The following is a 22,096-nucleotide window of genomic DNA, read 5'->3' on the forward strand; positions in this document are numbered from 1 at the left end:
TCCTAACGAACGAACAGCGATTGAGCAGCCGAGTGCGCCAGATCAAGCACAGGCTGCGGGTAAACACCCAGAACTACCGTAGCCAATACGGCGAAGCCGACCACAGCCGCGGTCCCCCAGGAGGGCAGCACGATCGACGGTCCGTCGGCCGCGGGGTCGCTGAAGAACATCAGCACGATGACCCGGACGTAGAAGAACGCGGCCACGGCGGAGGCCACCACACCGACGATGACCAGTGGCAGCGCGCCACCGGACACGGCGGCCTGGAACACCGCGTACTTCCCGAAGAAACCGCTGGTCAGCGGGATTCCGGCGAAGGCCAGCAAGAAGAACGCGAAGATGCCGGCCAGAAGAGGCGAGCGCTTGCCGAGCCCGGCCCAGCGGGACAGGTGCCACGCCTCGCCGCCCGCGTCGCGGACCATCGTGACGACGGCGAACGCGCCGACCGTGGTCAAGCCGTAGGCCACGAGGTAGAACAGGATTCCCGACAGCGCCGACGCGTTCTGCGCCGCCGCCTTACCGGTCGCGATGACGCCGACCAGCAGGAAGCCGCCGTGGGCGATCGAGGAGTAGGCCAGCATCCGCTTGATGTCGGTCTGCGTGATGGCGAGGACCGCGCCGACCACCATCGTCAGAATCGCCACACCGTACAGAACCGGGCGCCAGTCCCAGTCGAGACCGCCCAGCCCGACCCAGAACACCCGGACGAGCGCCCCGAAGGCGGCGACCAGGGTTCCGGACGCCATCAGCGCCGTGATCGGGGTCGGCGAGCCCTGGTAGACGTCGGGCTTCCATGCCTGGAACGGCGCGGCACCGATCTTGAAGAACAGGCCGACGCCGAGCATCGCCGCGCCGATGTAGAGCAGCGTGTCCTGACCGCCGACCGCGCCGATCGCTGTGCTGATCTTCGCCAGGTCGATCGACCCGGCGTAGCCGTACAGCAGGGCCGTGCCGTACAGGAAGAAGGCGGAGGAGAAGGCGCCGAGCAGGAAGTACTTGACGGCGGCCTCCTGCGAGAGCAGGCGGCGGCGGCGCGCCAGGCCGCACAGCAGGTAGAGCGGCAGCGACATGACCTCGAGGGCCACGAACGCGACCAGCAGGTCGTTGGCGGCCGGGAACAGCAGCATGCCGCCGACGGCGAACAGCACGAGCGGGTAGAGCTCGGTGTGCGCGGCCCCCTCGTGCAGGGCCTGCTCCTCCTCGGCCGATCCCGGTACGGCTGACGCCGCGGCCACGAAGTGGTCCTCGCCCTTGATGAGCAGGACACTCGCGAAGGCGAGCACCAGGATGGTGCCCCAGATGAACAGCGCCGGCCCGTCCACGGCCACGGCGCCCATCGCGGCCGCCTTGGTCGGGATGCCCTTGACCACCGCCTGCCAGATGGTCAGCGCGAACGCGCCCGCCAGCGACAGGAGGGTGAGCGGCACGTGGATCGCCGAGCGCAGGTAGCGCGGGGCGAAGGCCTCCACGAGCACGCCCACGATCGCCGCGCCGAAGACGACCAGCATCGGCGCCAGCAGAGCGTACTCAATGGTCGGCGCTTGAATGGTGCCGTTCACTGGCCCTCCTTGGCAACGGGTACGGCGGGCGCCGGATCGGTGACGGAGACGCTGGACAGTGTGTCCTTCACCGCGGGATGGATGACGTCGAGCAGCGGCTTGGGATAGAAGCCGAAGACGAGGAGCAGCGCGATAAGCGGCGTGACGACCCACTTCTCACGGGCGTTGAGGTCGGGCAGGGTCTTCACCGATTCGGCGGTCGGCCCGTTCATGGTCCGCTGGTACATCCACAGGATGTAGATGGCCGCCAGGATGACGCCGGTCGCGGCGATGACGGCGAACACGAGGTGCTTCTCGTAGGTGCCGGCCAGGACCATGAACTCGCTCACGAACGTGCTGAGCCCGGGGAGCGAGAGGCTGGACAGGCCCGCGACCAGGAACGTCCCGGCGAGCACCGGGGCGACCTTCTGGACGCCGCCGTAGTCGGCGATGTACTGCGAGCCCCGGCGGTTGATCAGGAAGCCGGCGATCAGGAACAGCGCGCCGGTCGAGAAGCCGTGGTTGACCATGTAGAGCGTCGCGCCGGCGCCGGCGTTCGTCGTCATGGCGAACACGCCCATCGCGATGAACCCGAAGTGCGAGACCGACGTGTAGGCGATGAGCCGCTTCATGTCGGTCTGCCCGATGGCCACGATCGCGCCGTAGACGATGCCGATCACCGACAGCGTGATGACCAGCGGCGTGAAGAACTTCGCGGCCTCGGGGAACAGTTCGAGGCAGAAGCGCAGCATGCCGTACGTGCCGACCTTGTCGAGCACGCCCACCAGCAGTACGGCGGCGCCGGCCGGCGCCTGGGCCGCCGCGTCGGGCAGCCAGGTGTGGAACGGCCACAGCGGAGCCTTGATCGCGAAGGCGATGAAGAAGCCGAGGAACAGCCACTTCTGCGTCGTCACGTCCTGGATGGTCCCGACGAGGTCGGAGAACATGAACGTGCCCTTGCCGGCGATCGAGTAGAGCGCGATCACGGCTACGAGCATGAGAAGCCCGCCGAACAGCGAGTACAGCAGGAACTTGACGGCCGCGTAGGACCGCTGGGCCCCGCCGTACGACCCGATCATGAAGTACATCGGGATCAGCATGGCTTCGAAGAAGACGTAGAAGAGGAAGACGTCGGTCGCCGCGAAGACGCCGATCATCATCGCCTCGAGCACCAGGATCAGCGAGAAGTACGTCCGGACGGACCGCTTGCCGGCCTCGGCGTCATGCCAGGAGGCCAGCACGACGATCGGCACGAGCACGGCCGACAGCAGGATCAGCACCAGCGCGATGCCGTCGACGGCCACGCCGTAGTGGACTCCGAACGCGGGGATCCAGTTGTAGGTCTCCGCGAACTGGAACTTGTCGCCGTTCGGGCTGAACTGGACCGCCATCGCGACGGTCAGCGCCAGCACCACCAGCGACACCGCGAGGGTGAACTGCTTGGCGAGCTTGTCGTTCCGCACGAGGGTCACGCCCAGCGCGCCCAGTACGGACACGCCCATCAGGGTGGAAAGCCAGGGCATCACAGGTTCCCTACGACGAACCAGGCACCGACCAGGAGGGCGGCGCCGACGAATATCGACAGCGCGTACGAGCGGACGAATCCGGTCTGGATCCTGCGCAACCGGCCGGACGAGCCACCGATGCCCGCGGCGAGGCCGTTGACCACGCCGTCGATCCCGCGGTTGTCGAAGAACACCGCGAGCCGGGTGAGCCACTGGCCGGGCCGCATGAACAGGGCCTCGTTGAGCGCATCGCCGTACAGGTCACGGCGGGCGAACGCGGTGAGGAACGAGCCGCGCGGGGCGACCGCGGGCACCTCGGCCGCGCCGTACCGGAACCAGGCGAACGCCGCGCCGACCGCGACGAGCGCGAGCGTGACGAGACCGGTGAGGCTGAACGGATTGAACTCCGGCAGATGCTCCGGAAGCCCGACGGCGGGCGACAGGAAGGTCATGAACCGGTTGCCCACGATCAGGAACCCACCCAGGAAGATGGCGCCGACCGACAGGATGATCAGCGGCCAGGTCATGACGGCCGGAGACTCGTGCGGGTGGGCGTCACCCTCCCAGCGCTTCGCGCCGAAGAAAGTCATGAACACCAGGCGCGACATGTAGAAGCCGGTGATGCCCGCGCCCAGGACGGCGAGCCAGCCCAGAATGGCGTTGTGCTCCATCGCGGTCTCGATGATGCCGTCCTTGGTGAAGTAACCGGACAGCAGCGGGAACCCGATGATCGCCAGATAGCCGATGAGGAAGGTGGCGAACGTGACCGGCATGGCCTTCCGGAGCGCACCGTACTTCCGCATGTTCACCTCGTCGTTCATGGCGTGCATGACCGATCCGGCGCCGAGGAAGAGGTCGGCCTTGAAGAAGCCGTGGGTGATGAGGTGGGCGATCGCGAAGGCGTACCCGGCCGGGCCGATGCCCGCCGCCAGCACCATGTAGCCGATCTGCGACATCGTGGACCCGGCGAGGGCCTTCTTGATGTCGTCCTTGGCGGTACCGATGATCGCACCGGCGAGCAGCGTGGCCACGCCGACGATCGTCACGACGAGCTGGGCCGTCTCGGCGGCCTGGAAGATGACGCCGGACCGGACGATGAGGTAGACACCGGCGGTGACCATGGTCGCGGCGTGGATGAGGGCCGAGACCGGAGTCGGGCCCTCCATCGCGTCCAGGAGCCAGGACTGCAGCGGGAGCTGGGCCGACTTGCCGCAGGCGCCGACGAGCAGCAGCAGCCCGATCGCCGTCAGCGTGCCCTGCGACGCGCCGTGGGCCGCGGGGAACACCTTGGCGAACTCCAGCGAGTGGAACGTCGCGAAGATCGTGAAGATGCCGATCAGCAGGCCGAAGTCGCCGACCCGGTTGACGATGAACGCCTTCTTGGCCGCCGTCGCCGCCGAGGGCTTGTGCTGCCAGAACCCGATCAGCAGGTACGACGCGAGGCCGACGCCCTCCCAGCCGACGAACAGGGCGACGTAGTTGTCGGCCAGCACCAGCAGGAGCATGGCCGCGACGAACAGGTTCAGGTAGGCGAAGAACCGCCGCCTGCCCGGGTCGTGGGCCATGTAGCCGATCGAGTAGATGTGGATCAGCGACCCGACGCCGGTGATCAGCAGGCAGAACGAGATCGACAGCGGGTCGACCAGCAGCCCCACCTTGGTGGCCATGCCGGGAATGAAGTCGTAGAGCGCGATCCCTCTGCGGCGCTCGCCCGGCGTGAAGCCCAGCAACTGGACGAAGGCGAGGACGGCCACGACGAAGGACGCGAGCGCCGTGACGACGCCCAGCAGGTGGCCGAACCTGTCGGTCTTCCTCCCGCCCAGCAGGAGGACCGCCGCCCCCACCAGGGGCAGGGCGATCATCAGCCAGGCGGCCCCGATCGCACCACCGGAGTGCTGGATGAACGGCGCGATCTCAGAAGTCGGCATGAGATCGCCTTGCAACACAGCGGGTTCCACGGCCACCTCTTAGTACTTCAGCAGGCTGGCGTCGTCGACGGACGCGGACCTGCGGGTTCGGAAGATCGTCACGATGATGGCCAGGCCGATGACGACCTCGGCGGCGGCCACGATCATCACGAAGAACGCGATGACCTGGCCGTCGAGGTTGCCGTTCTGCCGGGCGAAGGTGACGAACGCCAGGTTGCAGGCGTTGAGCATGAGCTCGACGCACATGAAGACCACGATTGCGTTGCGCCGTACCAGCACGCCGACGCCGCCGATCGCGAACAGCAGCGCGGAAAGAACCAGGTAGTGAGTGGTCACTTGCCCTCCTCCTCCTGCTGAAGGATCCGCGCGACCTCGGGGGCCAGCGTCCCCTCCTCGGCCTCGTACCGGGCGATGAACCGGTTGACCGACAACGGCGAGACCGTGCCGTCCGGCAGCAGCGCCGGCATGTCGATGGCGTTGTGCCGGGCGTAGGTGCCGGGGCCTGGCAGCGGGGCCGGATTCTTGCCGTGCCGGCCGAACTCGACGAAGCGGGCCCGGGACAGGTCCCTCTGGGTCGGCTTGGGCTCGGTGCGCTCGCGGTGCGCCAGCACCATCGCACCGAGCGCGGCAGTGATCAGCAGCGCCGAGGTGACCTCGAAGGCGAAGACGTGTCGCGTGAAGATCAGCTCGGCGAGCGAGGGCACGTTGCCGGCCTGGTTCGCCGTCGCCAGCCCCTTGGGAGCCGACATCACCGTGTTGCCGATGCCGAGCCCGAGCAGGGTGGCGAAGCCGAGCCCCGCCACGATGGCCCAGAACCGCTGTCCCCTGATGGTCTCGACGAGCGAGTCCGACGAGTCCACGCCCACGAGCATGAGCACGAACAGGAACAGCATCATGACGGCGCCGGTGTAGACGATGATCTGCACGGCCGCCAGGAACGGAGCGTCCTGCACGGCGTACAGCACCGCCAGCGAGAGCATGACGACGCCCAGCATCAGGGCGGAGTAGACCGCCCTGCGGCTGAAGACGAGCCCGAGCGCGGCGATCACGGACACGACCGCCAGCACCCAGAACGTGATGGACTCACCCATTGCTGCGACCCAACCGGTAGTAGTCCTCCTCGGTGTCGCCGAGGCGCATCGGGTGGGGCGGCAGTTCCATGCCCGGCCCGAGCGGCGCGAGGAGCATCTCCTTGGTGAAGATCAGCGATTCGCGGCTGGAGTCGGCCAGCTCGTACTCATTCGTCATCGTGAGCGCCCGCGTGGGGCACGCCTCGATGCACAGGCCGCACAGGATGCACCGCAGATAGTTGATCTGGTAGGTGCGGCCGTACCGCTCACCGGGCGAGAATCGCTCGGTCTCGGTGTTGTCCGCGCCCTCGACGTAGATGGCGTCGGCGGGACAGGCCCAGGCGCACAACTCGCAGCCGACGCACTTCTCCAGGCCGTCCGGCCACCGGTTCAGCTGGTGACGCCCGTGGAACCGCGGCGCCGTGGGCCGCTTCTCCTCCGGGTAGTTGACCGTCACCGGCTTCTTGAACATGTGGTGGAAGGTGACGCCGAATCCCTTGATCGGGTTCAGCCAATCAGTTGCTCCCACTGGTCACCTCCTCTTTAGGGGCACGCGCCGACGGAACGACTCCGTGGTAGTGCGGAAGGTCGAGCGGCGGCACCGGGAACCCGCCCGCCGCCGGCTCCTCGCGGAGCTGCTCGAACTCCTCCTCGACCTCGGCGGCCCTGGCTTCCCTGCGGCGCTGGTTGACCGTGTCGAAGCGGAGCCAGATGCCGAGGCCGGCGATGACGACCACCGCGCCGAACGCCAGGATGCCGTTCCGGTTGGCCTCCGGAAGGCGGAGCGCCTGCAGCGTGGCGGCGAGCAGGATCCAGCCCAGGTTGAGCGGGATGAGCACCTTCCAGCCGAACGCCATGAGCTGGTCGTAGCGGACGCGGGGCAGCGAGGCGCGGACCCACACGAAGAACGCGAAGGCCAGGACGAGCTTGGCGAAGAACCAGAGCATCGGCCACCAGCCGGTGTTGGCCCCGTCCCAGAGCGAGATCGGCCAGGGTGCCCGCCAGCCGCCGAGGAACAGTGTGATGGCCACCGCCGACACCGTGAACACGTTCACGTACTCGGCGAGCATGAACATCGCGAACTTCAGCGACGAGGAGTACTCCGTGTGGAAGCCGCCCACCAGCTCGCCCTCGCCCTCCGGCAGGTCGAACGGCACGCGGTTCGTCTCGCCCAGCATCGTGACCGCGTAGATCAGGAACGACGGGATGAGCGAGAAGACGTACCAGGACGGCGTCGGGATGTGCAGGCCGAAGATGTCCCAGGTGCCGCCGCCGGCCTGCTTGGCCACGATCTCCGAGGTGGACAGCGTGCCGGCCTTGAGGAACACCGCGACGAAGGACAGGCCCATCGCGATCTCGTAGGACACGACCTGGGCGCTGGAGCGCAGGCCGCCCAGGATGGCGTACGGCGAGCGCGAGCCCCAGCCCGCGAGCACGATGCCGTAAACGCCGATCGAGGCCGTGGCCAGGACGAGCAGCACCGCGACCGGGAGGTCGGTGAGCTGGAGCGGGGTCTTGTGCCCGAACATCCAGACCATCGGCCCGAACGGGATGACCGAGAAGGCCAGGAACGCCGGCACGGCGATCACGACCGGGGCCAGGAAGTAGATGACCTTGTCCACCGTGCGGGGCATGAGGTCTTCCTTGAGGCCCATCTTCAGGCCGTCGGCCACCGACTGGAGCAGGCCGAACTTGCCCGCCCGGTTGGGGCCGTAGCGGTGCTGCATGCGCGAGATGAGCTTGCGCTCCGTCCACACGCCGAACAGCACGCCCAGCATGAGGAACACGAAGATCGCGACGGCCTTGATGATCGAGATCCACAGGGGATCGTGGCCGAAGTCGCTCAGCGTGGGTCCGGGGTTGTTCATGAGACACTCCCGATGGTTACGACGTCGCCCGCCACGGCACGCAGGTCGCGGGTGACGGACAGTCCGGCCGAGTTCGACGGCACCCAGACCACCCGGTCGGGCAGGTCCGCGATCCGCACCGGCAGGACCACACCGTCTCCGATGGTGATCTTCCCGCCGTCGACCGCGCCGATCTCCGCGGCCGTGGCCTCGGAGAGCAGCGCCGCCGCCGAGCGGGCGGTCCCGGCCAGGTACGGCTCGCCGTCCTGGAGGCGGCCGTCGTCGAGCAGCAGGTGCCAGGTGGCCAGGACGGCCTCACCGGTCCGCGGCTCCCGCACCCCGCCGCCGGTGACACCGGGCGCGGCCGGGCGGGAGCCCCGCCAGGCGCCGAGCGCGCCGAGTTCGCGGCGGGCGGCGGCCGCGTCGGGCAGGCCAAGGTGCACGTCCATCTGGTCGGCGATCGAGGTGACGGCCCGCAGGTCGCTCATCACGCCCGGGACGGCCGTCGCCACCTCGAACGAGCGGCCCCTGCCCTCCCAGTTGACGAACGTGCCGGCCTTCTCGGCCACGGCGGCGACCGGGAGGACCACGTCGGCCCGGTCGGTGACCGCGCTGGCCCGGATCTCCAGGCTGACGATGAACGGCGTGTTCTCCAGCGCGGCGAGCGCCTTGTCCGGGTCGGGCAGGTCGTACGGGTCGACGCCCGCGACGACCAGCGCGTCGATCTCATCGTTCAGCGCCGCCTCGAGGATCCCGGCGGTGTCCCGCCCGGGGGCGTCGGGCAGGGCCGCGACGTTCCACGCCCTGGCGACCTCGCCGCGGGCGCTCTCGTCGGCGACCGGGCGGCCGATCGGCAGCAGGCCCGGCAGGGCGCCCGCCTCGATCGCGCCGCGCTCACCGGCCCGCCGCGGCACCCAGGCCAGCCGTGCGCCGGTGACCTGCGAGAGCCGTACGAGCGCGGAGAGGGCGCCGCGGGCGGTGGCGAGCCGCTCGCCGGCGAGGATGATCGACCCGGCGGGCAGGATGTCGCCCGCGGAGCCGACCAGGTCGCCGAGCGCCTCGGCCTCGCCGCCGGGCAGCGTCCGGATGAGCGTGCCGCCCACCTTGGCAAGGCCCGGCGTGGCGAACGGCGCCAGCGCGTGGACCTTCAGACCCTTCTTCCGCGCGGCCTTGCGGAGGCGCAGGAAGACGATCGGCGACTCCTCCTCGGGCTCGAAGCCCGCGAGGAGCACGGCCGGGGCCTTCTCCAGGTCGGCGTAGGAGACCTCGATGCTCTTGCCGGCGATGGCGTAGGCGAGGAACCTCGCCTCCTCCTCGGAGTGCGGCCGGGCCCGGAAGTCGATGTCGTTGGTGCCGAGGGCGATCCTGGCGAACTTGCTGTAGGCGTAGGCGTCCTCGACCGTGAGACGGCCGCCGACCAGCACGCCGGCCTTGCCGCGCGCGGCGGCGAGGCCCCTGGCCGCGACCGCGAGCGCCTCGGGCCAGGAGGCCGGGACGAGCCTGCCCTCCTCGTCACGGATCAGCGGCGACCTGAGCCGGTCCGGCTGCGTGGCGTACTGGAAGGCCCAGCGGCCCTTGTCGCAGTTCCACTCCTCGTTGACCTGCGGGTCGTCCCCGGCCAGACGGCGGGTGACCTTGCCGCGCCGGTGGTCCGTACGGAGCGAGCAGCCGGAGGCGCAGTGCTCGCAGGCGCTCGGCGTCGAGACCAGGTCGAACGGCCGGGACTGGAACCGGTAGGCCGCGCCGGTCAGGGCGCCCACCGGGCAGATCTGGACGGTGTTGCCCGAGAAGTAGGACTGGAAAGGCTCGCCGTCGGCGACGCCCACCTGCTCCTTGGCCCCGCGCTCGAAGAAGTCGATGAACGGGTCACCGGCGATCTCGTCGGAGAAGCGGATGCAGCGCGCGCACTGGACGCACCGCTCGCGGTCGAGCAGCACCTCCGTGGACAGCGCGATCGGCTTCTCGAACGTGCGCTTCTGCTCCTGGAACCGGCTCTCGCCCTGGCCGTTGGACATCGCCTGGTTCTGCAGGGGGCACTCGCCGCCCTTGTCGCAGACCGGGCAGTCCAGCGGGTGGTTCAGCAGCAGCATCTCCATGACGCCGCGCTGCGCCTTCTCCGCGACCGGGGAGGTGAGCTGGGTCTGAACGACCATGCCCTCGGCGACCTCGATGGCGCAGGAGGGCTGCGGCTTCGGGAAGCCCCGGCCGTTCCCGGCGTCCGTGATGTCGACCAGGCACTGGCGGCAGTTGGCCGCCGGTTCGAGCAGCGGGTGGTCGCAGAACCGCGGGATCTGGATGCCCAGCAGCTCGGCGGCCCTGATGATCACCGTCCCCTTCGGGACGCTCACCTGGAAGCCGTCGATGGTGAGGGTCACCATGTCCACGGGCTGCTCGACCGCTCCCGCCGAGGTCGTCTGTACTGTCATGCCTTACCCCACACAGTTGACGCGGCGTGATCGAACGGGCAGCCGCCGATCTCGAAGTGCTTGAGGTATTCCTCGCGGAAGTACTTGACCGATGAGTAGACCGGGCTCACCGCGCCGTCGGCCAGGGCGCAGAACGAGCGTCCCGCGATGTTGTCGGAGACGTCGACGATGGTGGCCAGGTCCTCCTCGGTGCCCTGCCCCTTGTCCAGCCGCTTGAGCACCTGCTTGAGCCAGTAGGTGCCCTCCCGGCAGGGGGTGCACTTACCGCAGGACTCGTGCGCGTAGAACTCCATCCAGCGCAGCACGGCCCGCACGACGCAGGTCGTCTCGTCGAAGATCTGCAGGGCCCGGGTGCCGAGCATCGATCCCTTGGCGCCGACCGACTCGAAGTCGAGCGGCACGTCCAGGTGCTCGGCGGTGAAGATCGGCGTCGAGGATCCCCCCGGCGTCCAGAACTTCAGCTCGTGGCCCTCGCGGATCCCGCCCGCCATACCGATGAGCTCGCGCAGCGTGATGCCGAGCGGCGCCTCGTACTGGCCAGGCCGGGTCACGTGACCGGACAGCGAGAAGATGCCGAAGCCCTTCGACTTCTCGGTGCCCATGCCCGCGAACCAGTCCGCGCCGTTGGTGACGATACTCGGCACGCTGGCGATGGACTCGACGTTGTTGACCACGGTCGGGCAGGCGTACAGGCCCGCGACGGCCGGGAACGGCGGCTTGAGCCTCGGCTGGCCGCGGTAGCCCTCCAGCGAGTCGAGCAGCGCCGTCTCCTCGCCGCAGATGTACGCCCCGGCCCCGCTGTGCACGACGACTTCGAGGTCATAGCCCGAGTCGAAGATGTTCGTCCCGAGATAGCCCTTCTCGTACGCCTCCCGGACCGCGGCCTGCACCCGGCGGATGACGTGGAGCACCTCGCCGCGGACGTAGATGAAGGCGTGGCTGGCCCTGATGGCGTACGCCGTGATGATGACGCCCTCGACCAGCGAGTGCGGGTTGGCCAGCATGAGCGGGATGTCCTTGCAGGTCCCCGGCTCCGATTCGTCCGCGTTGACGACGAGGTAGTGCGGCTTGCCGTCGTTCTGCGGGATGAAGCCCCACTTCATGCCGGTCGGGAAGCCCGCGCCGCCACGGCCCCGGAGGCCCGAGTCCTTCACCGTCTGGATGATGACGTCCGGGTCCATGGCCAGGGCCTTCTTGGCCGCGTCGTACTCGCCGTACCCCTCGAGGGTGAACGAGTTCGGCAGGTCCCAGTTCTTCGTCAGAACCGGCGTGAGCTGTGTCATCGGTCGCTCACCGGTGCCTCCCAGCCGTTGGCCTTGGCGATCTTCAAGCCTTCGAGCGACGGGCCGGACGCGGCGGGGCCCTCGCCGGCGAGGCCGTCGGGGAAGCCCGCGAGCACCCGCGAGGCCTCCTTGAAGGTGCACAGCCTGCCCGGGCCCCGGGTCGGCGCGACCTCCTTGCCCGCCCTCAGGTCCTCGACGAGCTGCTTGGCCGACTCGGGGGTCTGGTTGTCGAAGAACTCCCAGTTGACCATCATCACGGGCGCGAAGTCGCAGGCGGCGTTGCACTCCAGCCGCTCCAGCGTGACCTTGCCGTCCGTGGTGGTCTCGTCGTGGCCGACGCCGACGTGCTCGGTCAGCTCGTCCCAGATCTGGTCGCCGCCCATGATCGCGCACAGCGAGTTGATGCAGACGCCGACGTTGTACTCGCCGGACGGCTTCCGCTTGTACATCGTGTAGAACGTCGCGACGCCCACGACCTCGGCCTTGGACAGGCCCAGCATCTCCGCGCAGAACTCGTGCCCGTCGTCGGAGACGTAGCCGTCCTCCGACTGCACCAGGTGCAGCAGCGGCAGCAGCGCCGACCGCGGCCGGGGGTAGCGGCCGATGATCTCCTTGGCGTCCGTCTCCAGACGCTCGCGGACCTCAGGTGAATAAGTCATCGGTCCACACCTCCCATGACGGGGTCGATCGAGGCGACCGCCGAGATGACGTCGGCGATCATTCCGCCCTCGCACATCGCGGGCACCGCCTGCAGGTTCGTGAAGGACGGGTCGCGGAAGTGCACGCGGTAGGGGCGCGTGCCGCCGTCGCTCACCACGTGCGCGCCGAGCTCGCCGCGCGGCGACTCGACGGCGGCGTAGACCTGGCCCGCCGGCACCCGGAAGCCCTCGGTGACCAGTTTGAAGTGGTGGATCAGGGCTTCCATCGAGCTGCTCATGATGTGCGCGATGTGGTCGGGCGAGTTGCCGAGGCCGTCGGGGCCGAGCGCGAGCTGGGCCGGCCAGCCGATCTTCTTGTCCTCGATCATCACCGCGCCGCCCTTGAGCGGTCCGGACAGGCGGTCCAGCGCCTGCTCGATGATCTTCAGCGACTCCTCCATCTCGTCCACCCGGACGAGATAGCGGCCGTACACGTCACACGTGTTCTGCGTCGGGACGTCGAACTCGTAGGTCTCGTAGCCGGAGTAGGGCTGCGACTTGCGCAGGTCCCACGGCAGGCCCGCGGCCCGCAGGATCGGCCCGGTGATCCCGAGCGCCATGCAACCGGTGAGGTCGAGGTAGGCGACGTCCCTGGTGCGGCGGGTGTAGACCGGGTTCGCGTCGAGGAGCTTGCGCATCTCCTTGATCCGCCCCGGCATGACCTTGAGGAACTCGCCGATCTTGTCGACCGCCCCGGCGGGCAGGTCGACGCTCACGCCGCCCGGCCGGACGTAGGCCATGTTCATCCGGAGGCCGGTGATGTACTCGAACAGGTCGAGCACCATCTCCCGCTCGCGGAAGCCGAACAGCATCGGCGTGGTCGCGCCCAGCTCCAGGCCGAAGGTCGCGATGGCCACCAGGTGCGAGGAGATCCGGTTGAGCTCCATCATCATGACCCGGATGGCCTGCGCGCGCTCCGGGATCCTGTCGGTGATCCCGAGGAGCTTCTCGACGCCCATGCAGTACGCCGTCTCGTTGAAGATCGGCGAGAGATAGTCCATGCGGGTGACGAACGTGACCCCCTGGGTCCACGTCCGGAACTCCATGTTCTTCTCGATGCCGGTGTGCAGGTAGCCGATGACCGTGCGGGCCTCGTTCACCGTCTCACCGTCGAGCGTCAGCACGAGACGGAGCACGCCGTGGGTCGACGGGTGCTGCGGCCCCATGTTGATGACCAGGTGCTCCTCGGCCGAGTCGGTGACGGTCTCGACCAGCTCGTCCCAGTCCTGGCCGGCGACGTCGTAGACGCGGCCTTCGGCCTCCGTCGTGCTCACGTGTAAGACCTCCTCTGGTCCGGCGCGGGGATCTCGGCGCCGCGGTACTCGACCGGGATTCCGCCGAGGGGATAGTCCTTGCGCTGGGGGTGACCCTCCCAGTCGTCGGGCATCTCGATCCGGGTCAGCGCCGGGTGACCGTCGAAGACGATGCCGAAGAAGTCGTACGTCTCCCGCTCGTGCCAGTCGTGCGTGGGGTAGACAGAAACGGTGGACGGGATGTGCCGGTCGGCGTCGGGGCAGGATGCCTCGACCCGGATCCGCCGGTTGTGCGTGATGGAGCACAGGTGGTAGACCGCGCGCAGCTCGCCGCCGGTCTCCTGCGGGTAGTGCGCGCCGGAGACGCCGAGCGACAGCTCGAACCGCAGCGCCGGGTCGTCGCGCAGGTGGCGCATGACGTCCACCAGGCGCTCCCGCGCGATGTGGAACGTGACCTCGCCGCGGTCGACGACCACCCGCTCGATCGCGTCGCCGAACGACGGCTCCAGAGCGTCGGCCACCTCGTCGAAGTACGACCCGTACGGCCTGGCGGTGAAGATCGTCGGTGGACGCCGGACGACCAGGCGACCGTAACCGGAGGTGTCGCCGGTGCCGCTGGCGCCGAACATGCCCGTGCGGACGACCGGCTCCTCCGGCACGCCGGGGAGGTTTCCAGGGAGGTTGCCGGTGCTCACTTCTGGGCCCCCTGGTCGATCAGCGGCAGCGTCCGCAGCGCCTGGAGCTCGAGCTCGTCGATCTGCTTGGCCCGGTGCGCGCCGAACTTCATGTTCTGGATCTTGTCGTGCAGCTTCACGATGGCGTCGATCAGCATCTCCGGGCGCGGCGGGCAGCCGGGGAGGTAGATGTCGACGGGCACGACGTGGTCCACGCCCTGCACGATGGCGTAGTTGTTGAACATGCCGCCACTGGACGCGCAGACGCCCATCGCGATGACCCACTTGGGCTCTGCCATCTGGTCGTAGATCTGGCGGAGCACGGGGGCCATCTTCTGCGACAGCCGGCCGGCCACGATCATCAGGTCGGCCTGCCGGGGCGACGCCGAGGCCCGCTCCATGCCGAACCGCGCCAGGTCGTGCGTGGGACCTCCGGTGGCCATCAGCTCGATCGCGCAGCACGCGAGACCGAAAGTCGCCGGCCAGACGGAGTTCTTCCGGGCCCAGCCCGCCACCTGCTCGACGGTGGTGAGGATGAACCCGCTCGGGAGTTTCTCTTCAAGACCCATGGCTAATCCCAATCGAGGCCGCGACGGCGCCAGACGTAGGCGTACGCCACGAGGACGGTGACGATGAACAGCACCATCTCGACCAGCCCGAACACGCCGAGTTTGTCGAAGGCCACCGCCCACGGATAGAGGAAGATGATCTCGATGTCGAAGACGATGAACAGCATCGCTGTGATCATGTACTTCAGCGGGAAGCGCCCTCCGCCGACCGGCTGCGGAGTGGGCTCGATGCCGCACTCGTAGGCATCCAGCTTGGCGCGGTTCCAGCGCTTCGGCCCGGTGAAGGGCGCGATGCCCACGGAGAACACGGCGAACCCCGCCGCGAGGACCGCGAGCACCAGAATCGGCACATACAGCTCCATGGCTACATGTCCTCGCTTGGTCGGTAGGAAGGGACAGTCATGCGGGCGGAGCCACCTTGGAAAGGGCGTTGATAATGCGGTCGGAGGCGTCGCCTCGCCGATCTGTGAGATTAGCCAGGAGTTTCAGCGCGAATCTCATCAGGGTCGGATGCGGAAGGCCGTGCCGCGTGGCGAAGCTCATCACCCCGGGCCGTCCGATCGCCTCCACGAACAGCCGCCCGAGGGTGAAGTATCCCCCATAGGTTTCCTTGAGGATACGCGGATACTGGAGCAGCACCCGCTCACGCTGGGCGGGAGTGGCCCGGGACAGCGCCTGAACCACGATTTCGGCGGCGATCCGCCCGGTTTCCATGGCGTAGGCGATGCCCTCGCCGTTGAAGGGGTTGATCGAACCGCCCGCGTCGCCGACGAGCACCAGGCCCCGGGTGTAGTGCGGCTGCCGGTTGAAGGCCATCGGCAACGCCGCGCCCCTGATCGGGCCGGTCATGTTCTCGTCCGTGTAGCCCCACTCGGCGGGCATGTTCTTCACCCAGCGCCTGAGCAGGTCGCGGTAGTCGATGTTCTTGAACGCCTCGCTGGTGTTCAGCAGCCCGAGGCCGACGTTGGAGGTGCCGTCGCCCACGCCGAAGATCCAGCCGTAGCCGGGGAGCAACCGGTCGCCGTCCCAGAGCTCCAGCCACGACTCCAGGTAGTCGTCGTCGTGCCGGGGGCTCGTGTAGTAGGTCCGTACGGCGACGCCCATCGGGCGGTCCTCCCGCTTGTGCAGGCCCATCGCGAGGGACAGCCGGGAGGAGTTGCCGTCGGCGGCGAGCACGAGCCGGGCCCCGTAGGTGACGTCCTCACCGTCGTGCCGGGCGGTGACGCCGACGATGTGGCCGCCGCGCTCGTCGAGCACCGGGCCGGTGACGTTGACCCCCTGGATCAGGGTGACGCCGCCGCCGCGCGCCGCGTGTTCGGCGAGGATCTGGTCGAAGTCCATCCGGGTGCGGACGAGCCCGAAGTCCGGGAAGCTGTGCAGCTCGGGCCAGTCGAGCTCCAGGCGCAGGCCCCCGCCCATGACGCGCAGGCCCTTGTTCCTGATCCAGCCGGGGCCGTCGATGTCGACGCCCATCCCGATGAGCTCCTTGACGGCCCGGGGCGTGAGCCCGTCGCCGCACACCTTCTCGCGCGGGAACCGGGTCTTCTCCAGCAGCAGCACGTCGAGCCCGGCACGGGCGAGGTAAAAGGCGGCAGTCGACCCGGCGGGGCCGGCGCCGACGACGATGACGTCGGCCTCAGCTGCTTTCCGCTGTCTGCGGCCTTGCTCGCTCACGGGGGACCTGTCCTGTCACCTTCGTGCCTTTGTGAACCACTTCACAAACTGTTCGCGCCGCAGTCTAACCCCTATTCCCCGAACAATGTCAGAGGGGGTGCGCTAAGGATTTACGGCCTCCGGCTTGACGGCCCGATGGAGGGCCACTATGCCGAACGAAAGGTTCCGCCAGGCGACCTTCTCCCAGCCCGCGCGCTGGATGACGGCCGCGAGCGCGGCCTGATCGGGCCACGCCCTGATCGACTCGGCGAGATATTCGTAGGAGTCGGGGTTCGAACTGACCGCCCGGGCCACCTGGGGCAGCAACTTCATGAGGTACTGCGAGTAGACCAGGTCGAACGACTTGATGACGGGCCGGGAGAACTCGCAGATCACAAGCCTGCCGCCCGGCCGGGCGACCCGGAGCATCTCGCGCAGCGCCTGCCCGGTGTCCGCCACGTTGCGCAGCCCGAAGGAGATCGTCACCGCGTCGAAGACGTCGTCGGCGAACGGCAGGTGAAGAGCGTCGCCCGCGATGAAGCTCACGCCCCGGACGCCGCCGCCGTACAGGCCGGAGCCGCCGCGCCGCGCCACGCCGGTCCGCAACATGCCGAGCGAGAAGTCGCAGGCGATCGCACGCGCGCCCAGCATGGTGAAGGCGTCCGTCGAGGTGCCGGTGCCCGCCGCGAGGTCGAGCACGAGCTCGCCGGGGCCCGCGTCGATCGCGGCGGCGGTCGCCCTGCGCCACAGCCGGTCCTGCCCGAGCGAGAGGACGTCGTTGACCAGGTCGTACCGCTGGGCCGTGCGATCGAACATCGCGGCGACCTCGTGCGGCTGCTTGTCCAGCGATGCGCGCGTCATGGTGGCAAGCCTAGGCGGCGGCCCGGTAAGCGCCTCACCACCATCACTGGATGCGCGCAACGTAGTTTGTTGATTACGCTCCGTCTGCTAGAACTTGGGGAATGCTCGCCAGAACCGCACTGATCGCAGTGGCAACGCTCGCGGCACTTCCCGTGGCCCCGGCCCTCGCCGGCGTGAGCCAGCCCCACGTGGTGTCGGAGAACCCGGTCGACACGACGCCGCACGTTCTCGACGGCATCGTGAACGCCCTGGCGCTCGTCGGCGACACGGTGGTGGTCGGCGGCGAGTTCAGCGCCGTGCGCGACGCCGGGAGCACGCGGGAACTCCCCCGCGCCAATATCTTCGCCTTCGACCTGCGCACCGGCCGGGTCCTGCGCGGCTTCGCGCCCGACCTCGACGGCCCGGTGTCCGCCCTGGCGGCGGGGCCCGGCGGCACCGTCTACGCCGGCGGCTCCTTCAACGGCCCCTTCGACCGCGCGCTGGTCCGGCTGCGCGTGAGCGACGGCTCCGCCGTGCCGTCGTTCTCGGCGCCCGTCTACGGAGGGAACGTTTCCAGCCTCATACGACAGGGCGCGGACCTCTTAGTCGGCGGCGACTTCAGCAGGATCGGCCACAGCGCCCGTACGGCTCTCGCCCGCGTGGACGCCGAAACCGGGGCCGTCGATCCCAACTTCACGGTCACGCCGGGTGACGGCCGGGGAGGCGACGTCAGGATCTACGCGATGGCCGCCACCCGGGGCACGCTCGCGGTCGACGGGTCCTTCACGACCCTCGACGGCCTGCGCCGCCCCCAGATCGGGCTGATCGACCTGGCGAGCGGGCGGGTCCTCGACTGGCACACCGAGGCGTACGCGGCCAGTTGCCGGGCGAGCTTCCCCTCCTACGTCCGCGGGCTCGACTTCTCCCCGGACGGGCGCTATTTCGTGGTCGTCACCACGGGCGGTCCCGCGCCGCGCACCTCGAAGCTGTGCGACTCGGCCGCCCGGTTCGAGACGTACGCCCGAGGTGATCGAATCCGTCCTACCTGGGTGAACCTGACCGGTGGTGACTCGCTCTACGCGGTGGCGATCACCGGATCGGCCGTCTACGTGGGCGGCCACCAGCGCTGGCTGGACAACCCCCTGGGCTCGGACACCGCCGGGCCGGGGGCCGTCAGCCGGCCGGGCATCGGGGCGATCAACCCCGTGACCGGCAAGGCGCAAAGTTGGAACCCCACGCGAGAAAGGGGAATCGGGGTAAAGGCGTTCCTGACAGTTAAGAAGGGGCTTTTGGTGGGAAGCGACACGACGAGGCTCGGGCATGAGTACCATGCCCGGGTCGGCATGTTCCCGGCGACCTAGTTCTCCCCCGCTCCCCGGCGATTCCTGGCGATCCGCTCGCTGACCGCGTCCCGCTGTTTCGACAGCAGAACGTAGCTGGCCACGCCACTGATCAGGAACGCCAGAGCGAACAGCACGTAGGCGTTGCGAACGCCGACGAGATAGAGGACAGCGAGGGCGACGGCGAACAGGCCGAGGCGCGAAAGCGTGTATACGACTACCGGATGCACAGCGTCGAGGTTACGTCACCCTCACGAGATGTCGGTCTGTCTTCGCATCTGGTGCGAGCACTGCTAGTGTTCACAACAAGGCGCTTTTGTAAAGAAACACCCATGAGCGCCCCAAAGAGGCTCTATCATATAACAATCGGGCACTGAGCCGGTAACAACCCGTGATCTTCTATGAAAACCACGGATAAATCAGGCTTCGCTCGGCACACTGGTTACCTGTCCGCCCGCTGCAGGACGCGGGACGCGAGGGGGAGAGATTGTGGAGAGTAGCAGCGAGCGACTGCTGACCCCTGGAGAGGTTGCCGCCCTCTTCCGGGTCGACCCGAAGACCGTGACACGCTGGGCCGCGGCGGGGCGAATCAGCAGCATCCGTACCCCCGGAGGGCACAGGCGGTTCCGCGAGTCGGAAGTGCACGCCCTCCTTCGCGGAGAGGACGTCCTTACGGCCGATCGGCCGAACGGCGACTCACCGCGAGTCTGACGCATGTACCAGCACCAGGTGATCCTGCGCGCTACCCCGATAGCGCAGGGTCACCCGAGTCAGTCTTGAGCCATCCCCACGTTTCCCCCATGTCAGCCACGCCACGAGTTCAGTCCTGCTCGGCCTTGAAGGCCAGGAACTCGCGCTCCAGCTCGTCGTTCTCCTCGCGCCAACGGCGCCGCCGCTCGGCCTCCTCCTCTTCGGTGATCGACTCCGCCGCCCAGCGGTCGTAGTCGGGCTCACCAGGGGCGATCTCCATGTACGCGTTGCCGATCAGGCGCCCGTCATCGCTGGTCAGTGATTGGGGCACGCGGAGTGTCCCGTCACCGAGCCGGATCACGTACATCCAGACCACCTAGATTCCGTAGCGCCGGTTGAAGAACAGCATGACGTTCAGCGCCGTCCGCGTGTCCCCGCCCAGCATGTCGACCAGGGCCGGACGCTGCCGGGACGCGATCGCCGCGAACGCGTCGGCGAAGAACTCCTTGCGCCCGAGGCCGCCGGGCTGCCGGTGGAACGCCGAGGCGAACAGCGGGCGGCATTCCTCGTAGAGCGCGGCGAACTCGGGAGAGTCCGACACCCACTCTCCCGGACTCGCGTCCACGTCGTCCAGCGCATGTCCGACTTCGTGCATCATCACGTCCGGCGTCGGAGACGGGCGGTCCCCCACCACGATCTTGCGGTCGCCGTACGCGCCTGCGCAGATGTCCCAGGTGGCGCGCCCCGACGGCAGCGGCGCGCCGCGCAGGTAGCCCATGTCGTCCAGGTCGGGGACGCCACCGCGGCCGATGTAGATGCCGTCGAGCCCGATGGCCAGCTTGGTCTTGAGCTTCTCGGGCAGCCGGGCGAGGCTGTCCACCGCGCGCACCGCGTCAGCCGAAGGAGGACCGTCCATCGCGTCCCACTGACGGTAGAGGACGCGCTCAAGCGGCCCGCAGTGCCTGCGGCCGTCTCGCAGGTCGGGCGCGTCCGGCCGGTGCGGCTCGGCCCGCGCGGGCTGGTCGTCCAGCTCGAAATCCCGCCATGTGTACTGCGGCCGGTCGTCCACCACGGGCGCGTTCACCGCGTGCACCCGCTCCACGGACCGCTCGGGCCACCGCTCTTCCGTTTCGCGGTGCGACGAGACGTACGGCCCGCGCTGCCACCACCGCGACCCTCGCCGGTGGCGGCCCCTGTCGCCCGGCTCCGCCATCGCACCCCTCATGCCCTCGCGCCTGAGTTTCTACCGGTCCACCGTACGTTGCCCGCCTGGCCGCGTCACCCGGAATCATGTACGGCTATCACCCCGCAAACACGATCACAAGGCGACATGGCTTACCGTGTGGGCATGCCTAGCGTGATTCTCGGTCTGGCGCTGCTGGCCTTCTGGCTTTACTGCCTGTTCGACGTGATCACGACCCCGGATTCGGTGATCCGGAATCTCCCGAAGCTGCTGTGGATCCTCATCGTGGTGTTCCTCGCCGACATCGGGGGCGTGTTCTGGCTCCTCTTCGGCCGCCCTAAGGCCTCTGGGTCCACGGTCGTGCCGTACGGCCCGCAGGGTGCGTTTGGAACGCGGCAAGACGTTCCACAGGGTGGCGTCCCCCGGGGGCCCGACGACGACCCCGAGTTCCTCCGCCACCTGGAGCGACGCCTCCGCGACGACGACTAACCCTCCCCCCTCTCCGGCGTGATCATGCGGAGATTCCCGGGAACGGCCCCTGAGCGGGGTTTTGGCCGATGACAGGGCAGCCTGGGACTCTGTGCATGATCACCAACCACATGATGATCACCAACCATGGGCGGGGGCCAACCGGCCATGGGGGTTAGCGGGGGACGTCGGCGTAGGAGTGGAGGCCGCTGATGAAGACGTTCACGCCGATCAGGTTGAAGAGCAGGCACCCGAACGCGACCAGCGACACGATCATGGCGGCCTTGCCGCGCCATCCGGCGGTGGCCCGGGCGTGGAGGTAGGCGGCGTACGCGACCCAGGTCACGAACGCCCAGACCTCCTTGGGGTCCCAGCCCCAGTAGCGGCCCCACGCGCGGTCGGCCCACAGGGCGCCGGCGATGACGGCGAACGTCCAGATCGGGAAGGAGATGACGATCGCCCGGTGCGCGATGCGCTCCAGGTCGGCGCGTGACGGCAGGACCGACGGCCGCCCGTCCTTCCTGATCAGATAGAGGATGGCGCAGACGCCGGCCAGGATGAACAGCCCGCTGGAGACGATGGCGGCCGTCACGTGGATGGCGATCCAGTAGGAGTGCAGCGCGGGCATCACCGGGCCGGCCTGGACGTGCAGGAAGAGCACCGCGAAGCCCAGCCCCAGGGCGGCCGTCAAGGTGACGAACGCGCCGAGGAAGCGGATCGGCTGCCGGGTCAGCAGCACGAGGAAGGCGGTGACGGCGGCGAAGCAGATCGCCACCACGAACTCGTACATGTTGCCCCACGGCCACCGGTCCACCGCGAGGCCGCGGGTGAGGATGCCGGCGAGGTTGCCCGCCCACGCGATCCACGAGAGGACGACCGCGACGCCCCCCGCCTTGACCGCCCACAGCGCAGGCCCCGGATCGGGCTTAGTTCCGCTCTCCGGAAGGGCGTCCCCTCCGCCGGCGCCGACGGACACCAGCTCCCGCTTGGGGGCGGCGGCCGCCGTACGGACCCGGCCGAAGGCGAGCTCCAGGGCATAACCGATCATGGCGACGAGATAGAGCAGGACGGTCGCCAGGATGAGCTGGTCGCTCAGCGTGGCGAGTCCCTCGTTGACCTGGGCAGGCATCT

Annotated in this window: 23 protein-coding genes; 3 read left to right on the forward strand and 20 right to left on the reverse strand. The window is 68.7% G+C overall.

Going from position 1 to position 22,096, the window contains the following annotated elements; translation table 11 throughout:
- Window positions 1–2: 2 nt before the first annotated feature.
- The 16 genes from nuoN to ABH927_RS04485 all read right to left on the reverse strand — a co-directional run bounded on the left by nuoN (window position 3) and on the right by ABH927_RS04485 (window position 17,305).
- The gene (gene nuoN / locus ABH927_RS04410; protein WP_370018262.1) at window positions 3–1,559 is read right to left on the reverse strand and encodes an NADH-quinone oxidoreductase subunit NuoN; all 1,557 of its coding nucleotides are present in this window, start codon (window positions 1,557–1,559) and stop codon (window positions 3–5) included.
- The gene (locus ABH927_RS04415; protein WP_370018264.1) at window positions 1,556–3,061 is read right to left on the reverse strand and encodes an NADH-quinone oxidoreductase subunit M; all 1,506 of its coding nucleotides are present in this window, start codon (window positions 3,059–3,061) and stop codon (window positions 1,556–1,558) included. Before ABH927_RS04415 ends, nuoN begins: the two co-directional genes overlap by 4 nt.
- A complete protein-coding gene (gene nuoL, locus ABH927_RS04420) occupies window positions 3,061–4,971 on the reverse strand; it encodes an NADH-quinone oxidoreductase subunit L (RefSeq protein ID WP_370018266.1) in 1,911 nt (636 codons plus the stop codon). Before nuoL ends, ABH927_RS04415 begins: the two co-directional genes overlap by 1 nt.
- A 39-nt stretch (window positions 4,972–5,010) precedes the next feature.
- Entirely contained in the window at window positions 5,011–5,307 is a 297-nt protein-coding gene (nuoK, locus tag ABH927_RS04425) for an NADH-quinone oxidoreductase subunit NuoK (protein ID WP_036325326.1), read from the reverse strand.
- Entirely contained in the window at window positions 5,304–6,062 is a 759-nt protein-coding gene (locus tag ABH927_RS04430) for an NADH-quinone oxidoreductase subunit J (protein ID WP_370018267.1), read from the reverse strand. Before ABH927_RS04430 ends, nuoK begins: the two co-directional genes overlap by 4 nt.
- Window positions 6,055–6,570 (reverse strand): NADH-quinone oxidoreductase subunit NuoI, encoded by a 516-nt coding sequence (gene nuoI, locus ABH927_RS04435; protein WP_370018269.1) that lies wholly within the window; start codon window positions 6,568–6,570, stop codon window positions 6,055–6,057. The genes ABH927_RS04430 and nuoI overlap by 8 nt, the downstream gene beginning before the upstream one ends.
- Window positions 6,557–7,909 carry an NADH-quinone oxidoreductase subunit NuoH gene (gene nuoH, locus ABH927_RS04440; protein ID WP_370018271.1) on the reverse strand — a complete coding sequence of 451 codons (1,353 nt, stop codon included), beginning with the start codon at window positions 7,907–7,909 and terminating at the stop codon, window positions 6,557–6,559. Before nuoH ends, nuoI begins: the two co-directional genes overlap by 14 nt.
- Window positions 7,906–10,314 carry an NADH-quinone oxidoreductase subunit G gene (locus ABH927_RS04445; RefSeq protein ID WP_370018272.1) on the reverse strand — a complete coding sequence of 803 codons (2,409 nt, stop codon included), beginning with the start codon at window positions 10,312–10,314 and terminating at the stop codon, window positions 7,906–7,908. The genes nuoH and ABH927_RS04445 overlap by 4 nt, the downstream gene beginning before the upstream one ends.
- Window positions 10,311–11,597 (reverse strand): NADH-quinone oxidoreductase subunit NuoF, encoded by a 1,287-nt coding sequence (gene nuoF, locus ABH927_RS04450; RefSeq protein WP_370018274.1) that lies wholly within the window; start codon window positions 11,595–11,597, stop codon window positions 10,311–10,313. The genes ABH927_RS04445 and nuoF overlap by 4 nt, the downstream gene beginning before the upstream one ends.
- Window positions 11,594–12,256 (reverse strand): NADH-quinone oxidoreductase subunit NuoE, encoded by a 663-nt coding sequence (gene nuoE, locus ABH927_RS04455; protein ID WP_370018276.1) that lies wholly within the window; start codon window positions 12,254–12,256, stop codon window positions 11,594–11,596. Before nuoE ends, nuoF begins: the two co-directional genes overlap by 4 nt.
- Window positions 12,253–13,569 (reverse strand): NADH-quinone oxidoreductase subunit D, encoded by a 1,317-nt coding sequence (locus ABH927_RS04460; RefSeq protein WP_370018278.1) that lies wholly within the window; start codon window positions 13,567–13,569, stop codon window positions 12,253–12,255. The genes nuoE and ABH927_RS04460 overlap by 4 nt, the downstream gene beginning before the upstream one ends.
- A complete protein-coding gene (locus ABH927_RS04465) occupies window positions 13,566–14,243 on the reverse strand; it encodes an NADH-quinone oxidoreductase subunit C (protein WP_370018280.1) in 678 nt (225 codons plus the stop codon). Before ABH927_RS04465 ends, ABH927_RS04460 begins: the two co-directional genes overlap by 4 nt.
- Complete coding sequence (locus ABH927_RS04470) at window positions 14,240–14,791, reverse strand: NADH-quinone oxidoreductase subunit B family protein (RefSeq protein WP_370018281.1); 552 nt, start codon at window positions 14,789–14,791, stop codon at window positions 14,240–14,242. The genes ABH927_RS04465 and ABH927_RS04470 overlap by 4 nt, the downstream gene beginning before the upstream one ends.
- Before the next feature lie 2 nt (window positions 14,792–14,793).
- Window positions 14,794–15,153, reverse strand: coding sequence for an NADH-quinone oxidoreductase subunit A (locus ABH927_RS04475; protein ID WP_036325316.1), 360 nt, complete (start codon window positions 15,151–15,153; stop codon window positions 14,794–14,796).
- Window positions 15,154–15,190: 37 nt separating this feature from the next.
- Window positions 15,191–16,465, reverse strand: coding sequence for a geranylgeranyl reductase family protein (locus tag ABH927_RS04480; RefSeq protein ID WP_370018283.1), 1,275 nt, complete (start codon window positions 16,463–16,465; stop codon window positions 15,191–15,193).
- Between the two features lie 102 nt (window positions 16,466–16,567).
- A complete protein-coding gene (locus ABH927_RS04485; protein WP_370018285.1) occupies window positions 16,568–17,305 on the reverse strand; it encodes a demethylmenaquinone methyltransferase in 738 nt (245 codons plus the stop codon).
- Between the two features lie 101 nt (window positions 17,306–17,406).
- On the opposite strand from ABH927_RS04485, the gene ABH927_RS04490 reads away from it, so the two are divergent.
- Window positions 17,407–18,645, forward strand: coding sequence for a hypothetical protein (locus ABH927_RS04490; protein WP_370018286.1), 1,239 nt, complete (start codon window positions 17,407–17,409; stop codon window positions 18,643–18,645).
- Here the strand turns inward: ABH927_RS04490 and ABH927_RS04495 are convergent.
- On the reverse strand, window positions 18,642–18,854 hold the full coding sequence (locus ABH927_RS04495) for a DUF4229 domain-containing protein (RefSeq protein ID WP_261584984.1): 213 nt from the start codon (window positions 18,852–18,854) through the stop codon (window positions 18,642–18,644). The genes ABH927_RS04490 and ABH927_RS04495 overlap by 4 nt on opposite strands.
- A gap of 259 nt (window positions 18,855–19,113) precedes the next feature.
- Between ABH927_RS04495 and ABH927_RS04500 the strand changes: the two genes are divergently transcribed.
- Complete coding sequence (locus ABH927_RS04500; protein ID WP_036325312.1) at window positions 19,114–19,335, forward strand: BldC family transcriptional regulator; 222 nt, start codon at window positions 19,114–19,116, stop codon at window positions 19,333–19,335.
- Window positions 19,336–19,444: 109 nt separating this feature from the next.
- Here the strand turns inward: ABH927_RS04500 and ABH927_RS04505 are convergent, their stop codons facing one another.
- Together ABH927_RS04505 and ABH927_RS04510 are read right to left on the reverse strand one after the other, a co-directional pair.
- Window positions 19,445–19,681 carry a hypothetical protein gene (locus ABH927_RS04505; protein WP_261584986.1) on the reverse strand — a complete coding sequence of 79 codons (237 nt, stop codon included), beginning with the start codon at window positions 19,679–19,681 and terminating at the stop codon, window positions 19,445–19,447.
- Between the two features lie 9 nt (window positions 19,682–19,690).
- On the reverse strand, window positions 19,691–20,539 hold the full coding sequence (locus ABH927_RS04510) for a hypothetical protein (protein WP_370018288.1): 849 nt from the start codon (window positions 20,537–20,539) through the stop codon (window positions 19,691–19,693).
- A gap of 123 nt (window positions 20,540–20,662) precedes the next feature.
- On the opposite strand from ABH927_RS04510, the gene ABH927_RS04515 reads away from it, so the two are divergent.
- Window positions 20,663–20,986 (forward strand): PLD nuclease N-terminal domain-containing protein, encoded by a 324-nt coding sequence (locus ABH927_RS04515; RefSeq protein WP_370018290.1) that lies wholly within the window; start codon window positions 20,663–20,665, stop codon window positions 20,984–20,986.
- 154 nt (window positions 20,987–21,140) lie between these two features.
- Here the strand turns inward: ABH927_RS04515 and ccsB are convergent, their stop codons facing one another.
- Window positions 21,141–22,094 (reverse strand): c-type cytochrome biogenesis protein CcsB, encoded by a 954-nt coding sequence (ccsB, locus tag ABH927_RS04520; protein ID WP_370018292.1) that lies wholly within the window; start codon window positions 22,092–22,094, stop codon window positions 21,141–21,143.
- Window positions 22,095–22,096 lie beyond the last annotated feature (2 nt).

It is taken from the genome of Planotetraspora sp. GP83, assembly GCF_041262585.1.
Classification (GTDB): domain Bacteria; phylum Actinomycetota; class Actinomycetes; order Streptosporangiales; family Streptosporangiaceae; genus JAOEGB01.